The organism is Paenibacillus sp. CF384 (assembly GCF_900106745.1).
GTDB lineage: Bacteria > Bacillota > Bacilli > Paenibacillales > Paenibacillaceae > Paenibacillus_Z.
This window is the reverse complement of sequence record NZ_FNNV01000005.1, coordinates 14,387-28,576: the sequence shown is the minus strand read 5'-3', so window position 1 is coordinate 28,576 and position 14,190 is coordinate 14,387. Positions and strand designations below refer to the sequence as shown.

At 51.3% G+C, this 14,190-nt stretch carries 10 protein-coding genes; 8 read left to right on the top strand and 2 right to left on the bottom strand.

The window, feature by feature from the left end:
• Nucleotides 1-17: 17 nt before the first annotated feature.
• From BLW29_RS10670 to BLW29_RS10640, 7 genes are all read left to right on the top strand, one after another.
• Entirely contained in the window at nucleotides 18-1,667 is a 1,650-nt protein-coding gene (locus BLW29_RS10670; RefSeq protein WP_090979219.1) for a sensor histidine kinase, read from the top strand.
• Between the two features lie 395 nt (nucleotides 1,668-2,062).
• A complete protein-coding gene (gene nirB / locus BLW29_RS10665) occupies nucleotides 2,063-4,495 on the top strand; it encodes a nitrite reductase large subunit NirB (protein ID WP_090979216.1) in 2,433 nt (810 codons plus the stop codon).
• A 30-nt stretch (nucleotides 4,496-4,525) separates the two neighbouring features.
• Nucleotides 4,526-5,704 (top strand): nitrate/nitrite transporter, encoded by a 1,179-nt coding sequence (locus tag BLW29_RS10660; RefSeq protein ID WP_177186575.1) that lies wholly within the window; start codon nucleotides 4,526-4,528, stop codon nucleotides 5,702-5,704.
• Between the two features lie 67 nt (nucleotides 5,705-5,771).
• The gene (gene nirB, locus BLW29_RS10655) at nucleotides 5,772-8,162 is read left to right on the top strand and encodes a nitrite reductase large subunit NirB (protein ID WP_090979211.1); all 2,391 of its coding nucleotides are present in this window, start codon (nucleotides 5,772-5,774) and stop codon (nucleotides 8,160-8,162) included.
• A gap of 48 nt (nucleotides 8,163-8,210) precedes the next feature.
• Nucleotides 8,211-10,331 (top strand): assimilatory nitrate reductase catalytic subunit NasC, encoded by a 2,121-nt coding sequence (locus BLW29_RS10650; RefSeq protein ID WP_090979650.1) that lies wholly within the window; start codon nucleotides 8,211-8,213, stop codon nucleotides 10,329-10,331.
• A gap of 274 nt (nucleotides 10,332-10,605) precedes the next feature.
• The gene (locus BLW29_RS10645; RefSeq protein ID WP_090979208.1) at nucleotides 10,606-11,244 is read left to right on the top strand and encodes an FMN-dependent NADH-azoreductase; all 639 of its coding nucleotides are present in this window, start codon (nucleotides 10,606-10,608) and stop codon (nucleotides 11,242-11,244) included.
• Between the two features lie 43 nt (nucleotides 11,245-11,287).
• The gene (locus BLW29_RS10640; RefSeq protein WP_090979648.1) at nucleotides 11,288-11,950 is read left to right on the top strand and encodes an NAD(P)H-dependent oxidoreductase; all 663 of its coding nucleotides are present in this window, start codon (nucleotides 11,288-11,290) and stop codon (nucleotides 11,948-11,950) included.
• Between the two features lie 175 nt (nucleotides 11,951-12,125).
• Here the strand turns inward: BLW29_RS10640 and BLW29_RS10635 are convergent, their stop codons facing one another.
• On the bottom strand, nucleotides 12,126-12,986 hold the full coding sequence (locus BLW29_RS10635) for an NADPH-dependent F420 reductase (protein ID WP_090979205.1): 861 nt from the start codon (nucleotides 12,984-12,986) through the stop codon (nucleotides 12,126-12,128).
• 172 nt (nucleotides 12,987-13,158) lie between these two features.
• Between BLW29_RS10635 and BLW29_RS10630 the strand changes: the two genes are divergently transcribed.
• A complete protein-coding gene (locus BLW29_RS10630) occupies nucleotides 13,159-13,767 on the top strand; it encodes a TetR/AcrR family transcriptional regulator (protein ID WP_090979202.1) in 609 nt (202 codons plus the stop codon).
• Nucleotides 13,768-13,851: 84 nt separating this feature from the next.
• On the opposite strand, the gene cyoD is transcribed toward BLW29_RS10630, so the two are convergent.
• On the bottom strand, nucleotides 13,852-14,190 hold the full coding sequence (gene cyoD / locus BLW29_RS10625; RefSeq protein WP_090979199.1) for a cytochrome o ubiquinol oxidase subunit IV: 339 nt from the start codon (nucleotides 14,188-14,190) through the stop codon (nucleotides 13,852-13,854).

Below are 14,190 nucleotides of genomic sequence, written 5' to 3'. Positions count from 1 at the left end.
AGAGAGTTGATTTCGGAATGAAACTGGAATTTATTCACAACCTGAGTATGAAACGAAAGCTGTTTGTTTCCTACTTGGCTGTCATTATTATTCCGCTTGCCATATTAGGCGCATACTCGTTTCAACAATCGAAGCAGTTGCAAATTCAGCAGATGGACATCGTGCTGCAGGATAATCTGAGCAAGATTGAAGATAACCTGAACTACAAATTGCAGCGGTTTAATTCCGCCATCGAGCTGATCACATACAATCCGAATTTCTCGCGTATTTTTAATGATGAATACAGCGATTATTACACCATGTACAAAGATCTTAGCGAAAATGTAGATCCATTGCTGGATACAACGCTTTTTCTAAACAAGGATATTAGCCGCATCATGATTTACACCGGCAACAATATTACGGAGCGAATAGGATCCATTATGCCGATCGCTACGGTTGAGCATGAGTTCTGGTTTGAAGAAGCGATGAGCTCAACTCAGACGAACTGGTACGCGAAGGACGGTAAAATATTTGGTGTACGCCGTATTTTCGGCGATATTAATTATGATAAGAATAACCTTGTTTATATGGAGCTAAAGCCGGAATTTTTCTTTAACTCTCTCAATGTTTCGAGTATGAAAGAGTTTTCCATTGTGATCTCAGACGCTAAGCAACACGTCATATATACGAGTAACTCCGAGATGAAGCTGCCGAATTCGGAGCGTGAAGACAAGGAACTGATTGCGCTCAGCAGACCGATTCGGGAAACAGGCTGGACGCTTTCCCTGCTTGCTTCCTCGAATACATTAACGATTAAGCCTTGGAAAATCATACGTGCCACTATTATCATCGAGGGTATTTGCTTTATCGTTCTCCTTATTATTATTTGGTTGTTCTCGCGTGTATTTGTGAGCCGCATCCATCAGCTCAATAATAAGATGAGAATGGTCGAGCAAGGCGTGTTTTCTGTCGGCAGCAAAATAGTGGCGAGAGATGAAATTGGCGAACTGGAGCATCGCTTCGGCAAAATGCTGACCAGCATTAACGTGCTGATCGAAGAGGGCTACAAGAACCAAATCAGTCAAAAAGAAGCGGAGCTCCGGGCGCTTCAATCCCAAATCAATCCGCATTTTTTATACAATTCGCTGTCGGTCATCAATTGGAAAGCCATATCAGCAGGTGCGGAGGATATCAGTGAAGTAGCGGGACTGTTGTCATCGTTTTACCGCACCTCATTAAATAGAGGCAAAGATATCATGTCCGTCAGTGATGAAGTGCTTAATACGAAGTCTTATATTGAAATACAGCTTATCATGCATGATTACAGCTTCGATGTGGAGTATGCGATCGATCCCCATATACGGGACTGTCATATGATAAAGTTGGTGCTGCAGCCGATCGTGGAGAATGCGATCGAGCATGGCATCGATCAGAAACGGTCAGGTAGAGGCGTTCTTCAAATTGGCGGTACCATTGCAGATAACGTGCTGATATTTACGGTAAAAGATAACGGCCCAGGGTTTACGCCGGAGATGGTTGAAGAAGTGTTGGTCAAGCAGTCGCAGGGCTACGGTCTCTATAATGTGCAGGAGCGAATCCGGGTACAGTATGGCAGCAATTATGGAATCACGATTACAAGTGAACAAGGCGAGGGAACCTGCGTAACGGTGAGGATTCCCCAGTAGGTTGTCATCTGACAACTACGAAGATGTCGGTTTGTCCAGATAACACCAGTTCGATCTCCTGAGGGAGATTGAGCTGGTGTTTTCTTTTTGTCTGAAACTTGAGATAAATTGCGGGGACGCTTTCTTTTTAACCCACCTCAAAGCTCCGTGGTGGTTGCTTCGGATGACGAACGATGACAGTGTATGTTAGATATATTGTTCGCCAAAGAGCAGTTTTTTGTAGATGGGACCCAAATTTCCTAGTTAATCATTGCCAAAACAGCAATTCTGCGTTAAAGTATGAATATCTTATGTCATGAAATATAACACATAAATTTGAATTGCTTTAGTTCGTGATGAAGTTGTCAGCAAAAACCTTACATCAACATGTTAGATACAGATTGGAGTGGGTGTTCATGAAGAAGAAACTTGTTTTGGTAGGAAACGGAATGGCCGGTGTGAATTGCATCGAACAATTGTTGAAGCTGGCCCCGAACCTTTATGACATTACGATCATCGGCAGTGAGCCGCACCCTAACTATAACCGGATCCTGCTGTCCTCCGTTCTGGCAGGGGACGCAGATATGAAGGATATCGTCATTAACGAATGGTCCTGGTATGAAGAAAACCATATTACGCTGCACACGGGGCGGACGGTGACTTCAATCGATTCCGAACGTAAACAGATCGGCATAGATAACGGTCTTAAGCTTCCATACGACGAGCTGATCATTGCGACGGGCTCCAGCGCGTTCATCCTCCCCGTTCCGGGCGCTGACAAACCGGGCGTTATCGCTTTCCGGGATATCAAAGACTGCGAGACGATGATGGAGACGGCGAAGACATACCGCAAAGCGGTTGTTATCGGCGGGGGGTTGCTCGGACTGGAAGCGGCGCGCGGGCTGCTTAACCTGAACATGGAAGTGACGGTCGTGCACAAGCACCCTTACATCATGGAGCGCCAGCTGGATCAAACGGCATCGACGATGCTGCGCAGCGAGTTGGAGCAGCAGGGCATGAAGTTCTTGCTTAGCAAGAATACGGAACGTATTTACGGAAAGAAGCGCGTATCGGGACTGAGATTCACGGATGGTACGGAAGAAGAGACGGATCTGATCGTCATGGCCGTCGGAATTCGGCCTAATGTTGATCTGGCTCGTCAAGCAGGCATTACAATCAACCAAGGGATCGTCGTTAATGACTTCCTGGAGACGAGTCTCCCGAATGTATATGCGGTCGGCGAATGTGTCGAACACCGTGGAGTGGGTTACGGCCTTGTCGCACCGCTGTACGAGCAAGGTGCGGTTATCGCGAAGCAGCTGGCAGGTCTTGAGACGGATGGTTATCACGGCTCGGTCGTCTCGACGAAGCTGAAAGTATCGGGCGTTGACGTATTCTCAGCCGGCGTATACAACGATCGGCCGGGAACTCGTTCGGTACGCGTGCAGGATGATTTTGGCGGAGTTTACAAGAAGGTCCTCATTAGTGAAGGCAAAGTAATCGGTGCCGTCTTGTTCGGCGATATCTCGGACAGCTCGAGTCTGTTCAAAATGATCCGTACCGGTGAAGACGTTACGGGACGCGAGAAAGAAGTGCTGCTCGGCGCATCAGGCGGCGGCGCTCAGAAATCCGGCGCAGCTCTGGTGGCAGGGATGCCGGACGACGAGATCGTCTGCGGCTGCAACGGGGTGTCCAAAGGTGCAATCGTGAACGCCGTCAACGAGAAAGGCTGCAGCAGCATTAACGAAATTAAAGCGTGCACCAAAGCGGGCGGCTCCTGCGGCGGCTGTAAACCTCTCGTGGGAGATGTTCTGACGTACGTGCTTGGCGCGGACGGCGTGAAGACGGTGAAGGAAGGGATTTGCGGTTGTACGACGCTTGGCCGCGACGAAGTGGTCGAAGCGATCAAGAATATGCATCTGACGACGTCGAAGGAAGTGATGAACGTCCTCGATTGGTCGAATACGGAAGGCTGCTCGAAATGCCGCCCTGCGCTCAATTATTACTTGGGCATGCTGTGGCCGGATGAGCATGAAGACGAGCGCGAGTCCCGTTTCGTTAACGAACGCAATCACGCCAATATTCAAAAAGACGGCACGTATTCAGTCGTGCCTCGGATGTATGGCGGCGTGACGACGCCGGAGGATCTGCAGAAGATCGCTAACGTTGCGCTTAAATATGAAGTGCCGCTTGTGAAGATGACAGGCGGACAACGGATAGATTTGCTTGGCGTGAAGAAGGAAGACTTGCCGAAGATGTGGGCCGATCTCGATATGCCTTCGGGTTATGCATACGGCAAGACGCTGCGCACGGTTAAGACTTGCGTCGGGGAAACCTTCTGCCGCTTCGGCACGCAGGATGCGATGGGCATGGGCATTAAGATGGAGAAGAAGTTCGAGCGTTTGGCAACGCCGGCAAAGTTCAAAATGGCCGTTTCGGGCTGTCCGCGCAACTGTGCGGAAGCGACGATCAAAGACTTCGGCGTCGTCGCGATCGATGGCGGCTGGGAGCTGCATATTTCCGGTAACGGCGGAACGAAGCTGCGCGGCAGCGATCTGTTGACCAAAGTGAAGACGGAGGACGAGGTCATGGAATGGTGCGGCGCTTTCATCCAATATTACCGCGAGACGGGCAAATACAATGAACGGACCAGCGAATGGCTGGAACGTATCGGACTCGATACCGTGAAGAATGCACTCCAGAAAGAGGAAGATCGTCTGGCATTAATATCGCGCGTCGAACACTCGCTCAGCCTGACGAAGGATCCATGGAAGGAAATTATCGAGCAGGATGAACTGAAGAGGACGTTTTCGCCTATGAGCAATGAAATATCGGTGTCCGCACGATAGGATGGGCAGGAAGAAGGGGGAGCCATGTGCGTGCCTAAGAACAGACCGATTCAGGCGTTACTGTTATCGACGATCGCCATGGCGGCGTCCTTCATTATATGGAATCTGTTTTCTCCGCTTGCTGTCAAGTTCAAGGAGCTGTATCAGCTGACCGGTTTCCAGACGAGCGTGCTGATCGCAGCTCCGGTGCTCCTCGGTTCCGTGATGCGCATTCCGATGGGCATCTACGCTGACCGCTACGGCGGAAGGCGCGTATTCTCGGCAACGATGCTGTTCTTGATCGTGCCGCTCTTGGCAGCCAGCTTCGCTTCATCTTATTCGGTCCTGCTGCTCTGCGCGCTGTTCCTAGGTATGGGCGGCTCGACCTTTGCAATCTCGCTGACCTATGTATCCCGGTGGTTTCCTCCCCGGAAACAAGGTCTTGTGCTTGGCCTTGCTGGGCTTGGAAATCTCGGCGTGGCGGCGGCAAGCTATGGCGTTCCGCTCCTGCATGCGCAGATGGGAATGAGCGCGACCTTCCGCAGTCTGGCGATTATGATCGGCGCGGTGGCAATCGGCTTTTGGCTGCTGGGGAAAGATCTGCCTAAACCGGCATCGGTCAAAACATTCAAGCAGTCGATGGCGGTGCTCCGCAAGAGATCGACTTGGCTGCTCTCTTTATTTTACTTCCTGACATTCGGCGGATTCGTTGCATTCAGTGTGTACCTGCCGACGCTTCTGAAAGAACAATTCGTGCTTTCGGCGACGGAGGCGGGCTTTCGGACGGCGTTGTTCGTCCTGCTAGCGACACTCATCCGTCCGCTTGGCGGCTTATGGGCGGACCGTATCGGCTCGCGCCGCGTGCTGGCCGTCGTGTTCAGCGGCTTCGCGATTGCCGCATTCATCATGACATTATCGCTGGATCGGCTCCCGCTGTTCACGGCAGGCTGTCTGATCGGCGCAATGTTCCTCGGCATCGGTAATGGTGCCGTGTTCAAAATGGTACCGGAGGTTTCGCCGCAAGATACGGGTGCCGTAACCGGCATCGTTGGCGCCGCAGGCGGACTTGGCGGCTTCTTCCCGCCGATGCTGCTCGGATTCATTCACGACGCAAGCGGGTCGTACGTAAATGGTTTCGTCTTGTTGTTGGTTTTTACGGCTGTATGTTTTGGATTCAATGCGTGGACCATACGCCCTGCCATAGAGAAAGAGGCGACTCACGCGGTATAGCGCTCTGCGCTTCTGAAAGAGAGAGAGGTATGCCGCGATTTGGTCTGGATTGTGGAGGGGAACGGTAATGAAGAAAACGAAGCTCATTGTTATAGGTAACGGTATGGCTGGTGTTCGATGTGTCGAGGAGATCCTGAGGCTGGAACCGGACGAATTCTCGGTGACGATCTTCGGCAGTGAGCCGCATCCGAACTACAACCGGATTATGTTGTCGAAAGTCCTGCAGGGAGATACGAAGCTGGCTGACATAACGATCAACGATTGGCAGTGGTATAAAGACAACGGCATTACGCTGCATGCCGGCGATCCCGTTGTCCGCGTCGATACCGAGCGCAAGCAGGTGATCAGCAGCAGCGGAGTAGTCGCCCCGTACGATAAACTTCTATTCGCCACGGGTTCCCTGCCGTTCATGCTTCCGTTACCCGGCGCCAACTTGCCCGGCGTTACCGCATTTCGGGATATTAAAGACTGCAACACCATGCTTGAGGCTTCCAAAACGTATCGCCGCGCTGCCGTAATCGGTGGCGGCTTGCTCGGATTGGAGGCGGCGCGCGGCTTGCTCAATCTTGGCATGCAGGTCGACGTCATCCACATTAACGAGTATTTGATGGAGCGTCAGCTGGACCGCGAAGCGTCTAGCATGCTGCGCAGGGAGCTCGAGAAGCAGGGGATGAATTTCCTGCTGACCAAGCAGACGGAGAAGATTCTCGGCAAGAAACGGGTCGAAGGACTGCTGTTCAAGGACGGTACGACGATAAGCGTGGATCTGGTCGTTATCGCAGTCGGCGTTCGCCCGAACGTCAGACTAGCCGCAGAAGCCGGACTTGAGATTGATAGGGCGATTCTCGTCAACGATACTATGCAGACGAGTATCAAGGATGTGTATGCGGTTGGGGAGTGCGCAGAGCATCGCGGCATGGTTTACGGCATGGTATCTCCCCTATATGAGCAGGGGAAAGTGCTTGCCAAGCACATCTGCGGGATGCAGACAGAAGGGTACGAGGGCTCGATTCTCGCTTCCCATCTGAAAGTATCGGGCGTAGATGTTTTCTCGGCCGGCGAGATCCGAGACAGCGCAACAGATGCATCTTATAAATTGTCCAATGGAATTAAAGGCACGTACAAGCGGATTTTCGTTAAAGACAGCAAAGTCGTCGGCGCTGTCTTGTTCGGGGACAGCTCAGAAGGCGGTAAACTGCTCGGTTATATTAAGCAGCATTCGGATGCGGCCATATTGGAACAGGATGCGGAGCAAGGCTCGGGCGGTGGCGGAGCGGATATGGCAGCGATCGCCGCCATGTCGGGCAACGATACCGTTTGTTCCTGCAATGGCGTAAGTAAAGGCGCAATCGTATCGGCAATCCGCGAGAACGGTCTGGAGACATTCGAGCAAGTGCGCAGCTACACGAAAGCTTCCAGCTCATGCGGCGGCTGCAAGCCGCTCGTATGCTCGATTCTGGAGTATACGCTTGCGAACGAGGAACAGCCTGAGCCGCCGAAGGTAACGGTATGCGGCTGTACCCATCTGAGCCACAGCGAACTTCGCGAGGCGATTGCCAGTAGCAGCGAGATGGATGCGGCTGGAGTAAGATGTTCACTCGGCTGGCAAACGGAGAACGGCTGCGGCGTATGTCACGCAGCTCTAGCGTATTATCTGGGAGTTCATGCTTTCTCGCGAAAGATGAAGTCTGAGAATTCTTCTGGTACTGATGCGGCGCATAAAGACGGAAGCCTTGCGTTCTCGCGACTAGCTGACGGCACCTATTCGATCATGCCGCGCATGTATGGCGGACTTACGAATGCAGATCAGCTGCGGCGCATTGCCGAAGTCGTGGAACGTTTCAGCATCCCGCATGTGAAGCTGACGAGCACGGGCGGCCTGGATTTGCAGGGAATTGCGGTGGAGCAGGTTGCCGCCGTCGGTGCTGCGCTGGCTATGCCGCTGGCAGCATCGCGTTATGGCAATGCGCTTGGAACAGTCCTTACCGGTGCAGTTCCGAAGTATGATTCGAGGGTCTGGCGCGATTCGGTGGAGATGGGCGCAAGGCTGGAATGGATGCTCGAAGGTCTTGCCTTTCCGGCTGAATTCTCAGCTGCGGTGTCCGGCAGTCCGATGCATCGCGCAGGTACGCTGACCGCCGACCTCGGAATTGTTGGCACGCCGGCAGGCTGGGAGATCTACGCCGGCGGCAGCCGGATCAAGGAGCTGCGGACGCCGCAGCTGATAGGCGTATGCTGCAGTGATGAAGCGGCAATCGACATCGCGGCCGCTTTCGCCCTATGGTACCGCGAAGAGGCGGAGTATGGCGAATATGCATGGCAGTGGATGGATCGGTTAGGCCTTATTCCGCTCCGTGAAGGACTTTTCAATGGCGATTATCGGGATCATCTGCTGGCGAATGTACCTGCCGCTCAACATGTGATCCCTGTAGCTGAAGTGTTAAGCGGATCAATCTAACATTAATAATCGGCAGCCGCCTATTGATCGGGGGAAATGGCAATGAAAATGATGCAGCAGCAGGATCAGGTAATTGGCGCGGCTCCTGTCATAAAAGTAATGGATACACAATGCCCGTTCTGCAGCGTTCAGTGCAAGGCGTTGGTGACGGAGCGTTGGGAGCCGGGAGCCGTCAGACCGGTCTATACCGTGGAGCCGAAGATGAACAAGGCTTCCGAAGGGCGGCTCTGCATTAAAGGGATGAATGCTTATCAGCATTCACTTCACCGGGAACGGTTGACAGTGCCGATGCGCAGAGAAGGAGAGCACTTCGTTCCGATCTCCTGGGATCATGCGCTTGAGATCATCGGCCAGCGGTTCGCCGCGCTGCAGGAGCAATTCGGCCGCGATTCGGTCGGCGTGTATGGCGGCGGGTCGCTGACGAATGAATCGGCTTATTTGCTCGGCAAGTTCGCACGTGTTGCGCTGCGGAGCAAATATATCGATTATAATGGACGGTTCTGCATGTCTGCGGCTGCATCGGCCGGCAACAAGACGTTCGGCATCGATCGGGGGCTGACCAATCCGCTGTCCGATATTCCTCTGGCAAAATGCATCATTCTCGCCGGAACGAACATCGCGGAGTGTCAGCCGACGCTCATGCCTTATTTTACAAGAGCGAAAGAGAACGGTGCCTTCATTATCGCGATCGATCCACGCGAGACGGGAACGACTCGGGTCTCCGATCTGCATCTGAAGGTGAAGCCGGGCATGGATGCCGCGCTCGCGAACGGGTTACAGAAGGTGCTGCTTGAGGAAGGGCTGCTGGATGAAGCGTTCGTGCAGGGGCGGACGAAAGGCTACTCGGAACTGAAGGCACACCTTGATGCGCTAGATTTGGATGAGATTGCGCAGCTGACAGGGGTATCGGTTGCAAATATCCGCAAGGCTGCAATCGCGTACGGTAAGTCGAGTACCGCAATGGTATTCACGGCACGCGGTGTCGAACAACAGACGGATGGTTACATGGCCGTGCGCAGCTTCCTCAATATGGTGCTAATGACCGGCAAGATCGGTAAACCTGGCTCCGGGTATGGTGCGGTGACCGGTCAGGGCAACGGGCAAGGCGGACGCGAGCACGGGCAGAAGGCCGACCAACTGCCGGGCTACCGACTGATAGAGAACCCAGTCGACCGTGCGTATATCGCGAACGTATGGAATATTGAGCCGGAGGAGCTGCCTGGGAAAGGTGTATCCGCGTATGAGATGATGGAGAAGGTGCATGCGCAGGAGATTCGGGGCATGTTCGTGATGGGTTCAAACCCGATCGTATCGAATCCGAACGCCAATTTTGTCGAAGAAGGGCTGCGCAAGCTCGATTTCCTCGTAGTTGCAGATATGTTCATGTCAGAGACGGCTCGTCTGGCTGACCTCGTCATTCCGGTCACTTCCTATATGGAGAATACCGGGACGATGACGAATTTAGAAGGACGTGTGCTGCTGCGTGAAGCGAGTCGTCCGGCGCTCGGCGAGTCGCGTGACGATTGGCGAATTCTGTGCGATGTCGCAAGTAGGTTGGGCCGCGGGCAGTATTTTGAATTTGACTGTGCCGAAGCTATCTTTGAAGAACTACGAGTAGCAAGCCAAGGCGGCATCGCCGATTACTACGGGATTACGTATGAGCGGCTTCGCTCTGAGGAAGGGGTCTACTGGCCATGTCCGTCCCCGGGCGAGGCGAATACCGGGCGGATGTTCGAGCGGCAATTCGCCCATGCAGATGGCAAAGCGGAGCTTGTTCCGGTCGACAATCATATGCCGGCCGAGCTGACGGATGAGACCTACCCGCTCTATCTGACGACAGGCCGCGTGCTGTCGCAGTATTTGACCGGCGTACAGACGCGCCGCAGTCACTCCTTGGCAGCCCGTGATGTGGAATCGTTCGTAGAGCTGCATCCGAAGACGGCTAAGGCTTACCGGATCTCGGATGGCGAGCTCGTGCGGATAACTTCGCGCCGCGGCAGCATCGTCGTTCGCAGTAAGGTGACGACAGACATCCGGCAGGACACCGTATTCGTACCGATGCATTGGGGCGACTCCCAAAACGTGAATAAGATCACCAATCAGGCACTCGATCCCACATGTCGGATGCCTGGCTTCAAAGTATGCGCGGTGACGATCGAGCCGCTTTGATTGCCCTTATTATTAGAAGTTGTTGCAACAAAATGAACCATGAAACGGATGGCAAATAGCTAATCCGTTTTTTTGCGTTTCAATTATAGGTGATTTGATCGAAATTGCGAGGATACGACAATTGAGAGAGCTGGAAGAAAATATCATTGACGACTAATATTTATCTATAGTAACATACAAAAAGTAAGAAGCTTAACAAAGCAGCAATACGCACTTTGTTAATAATCGTAAACGGATAAAATCCGAATAAAAAAACGAAAGAAGGATTAATATTATGTCTACTGTTCTGTATATCACTGCACACCCGAATGAAACCGAAGCTTCATATAGCTTGGCGGTTGGCAAACAATTTCTTGAGGCTTATAGAGCTGCAAATCCTAACGACGAGATCGTACATCTCGATTTGTTCAAGATGGATATCCCGCGCATCGATGCTGATGTATTTAGCGCATGGGAGAAATTAGGAGCAGGTACGGCATTCGATCAATTAACAAGCGAGGAACAAGCGAAAGTCGCTCGACTTGGCGAGCTTGTGAATCAATTCGTAGAAGCCGATAAATATGTCTTCGTTAACCCGACTTGGAACTTCTCCTACCCTCCGGTCATGAAAGCCTATATTGACTCGATTTGCGTTGCAGGAAAAACATTTAAATATACGGATAAAGGTCCTGTCGGTCTTCTGGGCAACAAAAAAGCCCTTCACATTCAAGCAAGTGGCAGCGTATTGTCCCCAGGCTCCGCTTATGCTGATTTTGAAATCGGTCATCGTCATTTGGATGTGATCATGAAATTCATCGGTGTTCCTAGCTTTGAAGCCATTTTCGTAGAAGGCATGGCAGCAGCGTCAGACCAAGCGCGTCAAATTAAAGAAAATGCCATTCAACAAGCTTGGAACATTGCAAAAACATTCTAAGTATTGAAGGAGTCGTAGTAAAGTGATCCAGCTTCTCAAAAAAATATTCAGCTCATCTAATGGAAATGGCCAAAAAGAGAAAGTGTTGTATATAACGGCTCATCCCAAAAACCAAGAGTCATCCTATAGTATGTCTGTCGGCGCTGCTTTTATAGAGACTTACCAGAAGGAAAATCCTAACGATGAAGTGATTCACCTTGATCTTTATCAATCGAGCATTCCGGAGATCGATGCCGATGTCATGAACGGTTGGAAGAAAGCGGGAGAAGGAAAAGCGTTATCTTCTGCTGAACAATCCAAAATCGCGCGTTTGAACGAGCTCGTGGATCAATTCGTGGAAGCCGATAAATATGTTTTTGTGAATCCGATATGGAATTTTTCGTTTCCGCCCGTATTGAAGGCCTATATCGATTCCATCTGCGTTGCCGGGAAAACATTTCAATATGTGGAAGGTAAAGGTCCGGTCGGATTATTGAGCAGCAAAAAAGCCGTTCATATCCAAGCAAGCGGAAGCGTATTGTCGCCTGGATCGGATTTTGCCGCATTCGAAATGGGACATCGCCACCTGAATGTCATTATGAAATTCCTTGGCGTTCCGAACTTAGAAGGAATCTTTGTCGAGGGCACGGCTTCGGCTTCTGACCAAGCGAAGACGATTATAGATAAGTCGATCCGCAAAGCGCGTGAAGTAGCTAAGGCGTTCTAACTGGAATTGTATAGATGAAGCTTCAATAGCTGGTCTCGGTTTGATGTATGATACCGAAGCCAGCTTTTTTTATTCCACATAAAAGTACCCATGCACGTGACACTTTGTTAAAGTGCCAGTGCATGGGTACCTGTCAGGTTGCGACGACCGAAGTCGTAACCCCTATGCCGTTAGTTTAGGATAGCCGTTTGTGCTCGAATATGAATCCAAAGACAGCCTCTGGTGATTGACCCGTCATAAATTGTGCGACCAGACGCTTCGTTGCCGCTGCTTCCGACCACTGGTTTGATTCCATCAGAACCTCAATGGCTTTGGTGAAGGTTTGAAAGAACGTGGTTTGCATCTCCCGCGCCGTAGCCAGTTCTTCTTGGCTCGAGCGGACACCCGACGATTCCGGTTTCCGCACGTTAGTCGCTTGAGACAAGGCTTTACGCAAGTCTTCTACGCCGAGATCGGTGCAATAGGCCGGCGATCCGGGCTGTTGACGCCAGGATTCATCCAGTCCGCCAGCATCGACCGGATCGAATCCAGCCTCGGTCACCAATTGGGATACGAGTGCCTTAGCTGCAGGGTCGTCGCCGGAGACGGGCAAAGCCAGACGGCTAGGTAGTTCCGACTGAATTTCTGCCGTGAAGTTATACCAATTCGTGGCACTGAACGTTTTGATCACCGGGTGCTTGATTTGTTGCTCCACCCAACGACTTTCGAGCAAACCGTTCTCAATGCCATCAATGGCTCCGTCGCGGTGTAAAGGATAATAATTGGTGGTATCAATGACAATCGTCTCGGGTGCGATACTATTGATGAATTCCGAAGGCAAATCGAGAATTCCCTTTGTAGGAATGGAGAGAATAATAACGTCGGCACCTTGTGCGATGTTCTGAACCGTTGCCGGAGTAGCTCCCGTCTCGGTAGCTAATTCGTGCAAAGCTTTGGAGTTACTCGAATTGGCGATCGTAACCGTATGACCTTTACGACTGAAGGTCCGGGCAAGACTACCTCCGATATGACCTGTACCTAGGATAGAAATTTTCATGATGAACGACCTTCTTTCTTATGATTTGTTTCGGTCCTTATAAAAGTGACCGCAGTCAATGTGACTGTAGTCAGTATACTTCAGTCATATTTGTTTTGTCAATTCCCCCCGAGCAAGCTTTGACTAACCAAAAACCTATACGTTATAGTTATCATTGTGGAGGGGTTACGGGATGAAGGAAAAAGAAACGAGTCGCTACCTGAAGGGGAAAGCCACGAAGAAAAAGATTTTTACCGTAGCGAAGGAACTCATTCTGAGCAAAGGATACAACAACGTTACGGTTGATGAAATTTGCGAGACATGCAGCCTTTCTAAAGGGGCATTCTATATTCACTACAAGTCCAAAGAGGACATCGTCAGACAGTTATTCCGAGATGATATGTCCGAGTACATGGACGAGAAATTCGGGAAGTATATCGAGGATAATGAACATGCTTCTCCGGTCGATAAACTTAGAACGTTTATGATGGTTGCGCTGGGCTTTCCGTTAATCGTCGGGGAAGAACTTACTAAACTGACGTTCGTAGTCCTCCTATCGCAGAAATCAACAGAACCTTCGTTCTTCTCAGACTGCATTAAGCAGGAACTATTATATAATGCGATTGAAGAGGGAATATCACAGTCCATATTCCGACAAGAGTTATCCGTAGAAGAGATCGTGCATTATTTGTTCTCTTTCTTGACGGGAGCTCTTATCACATGGTGCCTTTCGGATTCCTCATATGACCTTGGAACAGCGAGCGAGAAATTCGTCGACTCGCTAATCATAGGTCTCCAATAATTGCGCTAACCTAGATGGAAGCCAGAAGAGCCGATGCCGACCCCAACAATGGGGAAGGCATCGGCTCTTCGGCGTCTTCTGCGTCTAATACATTTTGTTATGGTCCATAATCCAAATGGAACCGTAGACGACGACCACGACGATGATCAAGCCGAGGATGAGCGTAATGAGGTTATAACGCGGGCCTTCTTCCTCTCGCAAGTGCATGAAGAATAGAAGCTGCACCGCAAATTGCAGAACTGCAGTGGTCAGCAAAACTACGATCGTTGCCGTTTTCCCGAACCAGCCGTCCATGACAGCGAGGATCGGGATAATGGTCAGGATGATGGAGAGCCCGAAGCCGATAACGTACTCCTTGAGCGAGCCGTGGTGTGCGGCTTGGTGCCCGTGATCGCCGTGCCCGGCAGCATGGTTATGCGCCAT

Coding starts and splice junctions, on each gene's coding strand:
- BLW29_RS10670 (WP_090979219.1), top strand. CDS start 18: ATGAAACTGGAATTTATTCACAACCTGAGTATGAAACGAAAGCTGTTT.
- nirB (WP_090979216.1), top strand. CDS start 2,063: ATGAAGAAGAAACTTGTTTTGGTAGGAAACGGAATGGCCGGTGTGAAT.
- nirB (WP_090979211.1), top strand. CDS start 5,772: ATGAAGAAAACGAAGCTCATTGTTATAGGTAACGGTATGGCTGGTGTT.
- BLW29_RS10650 (WP_090979650.1), top strand. CDS start 8,211: ATGATGCAGCAGCAGGATCAGGTAATTGGCGCGGCTCCTGTCATAAAA.
- BLW29_RS10645 (WP_090979208.1), top strand. CDS start 10,606: ATGTCTACTGTTCTGTATATCACTGCACACCCGAATGAAACCGAAGCT.
- BLW29_RS10635 (WP_090979205.1), bottom strand. CDS start 12,986: ATGAAAATTTCTATCCTAGGTACAGGTCATATCGGAGGTAGTCTTGCC.
- BLW29_RS10630 (WP_090979202.1), top strand. CDS start 13,159: ATGAAGGAAAAAGAAACGAGTCGCTACCTGAAGGGGAAAGCCACGAAG.
- cyoD (WP_090979199.1), bottom strand. CDS start 14,190: ATGGCGCATAACCATGCTGCCGGGCACGGCGATCACGGGCACCAAGCC.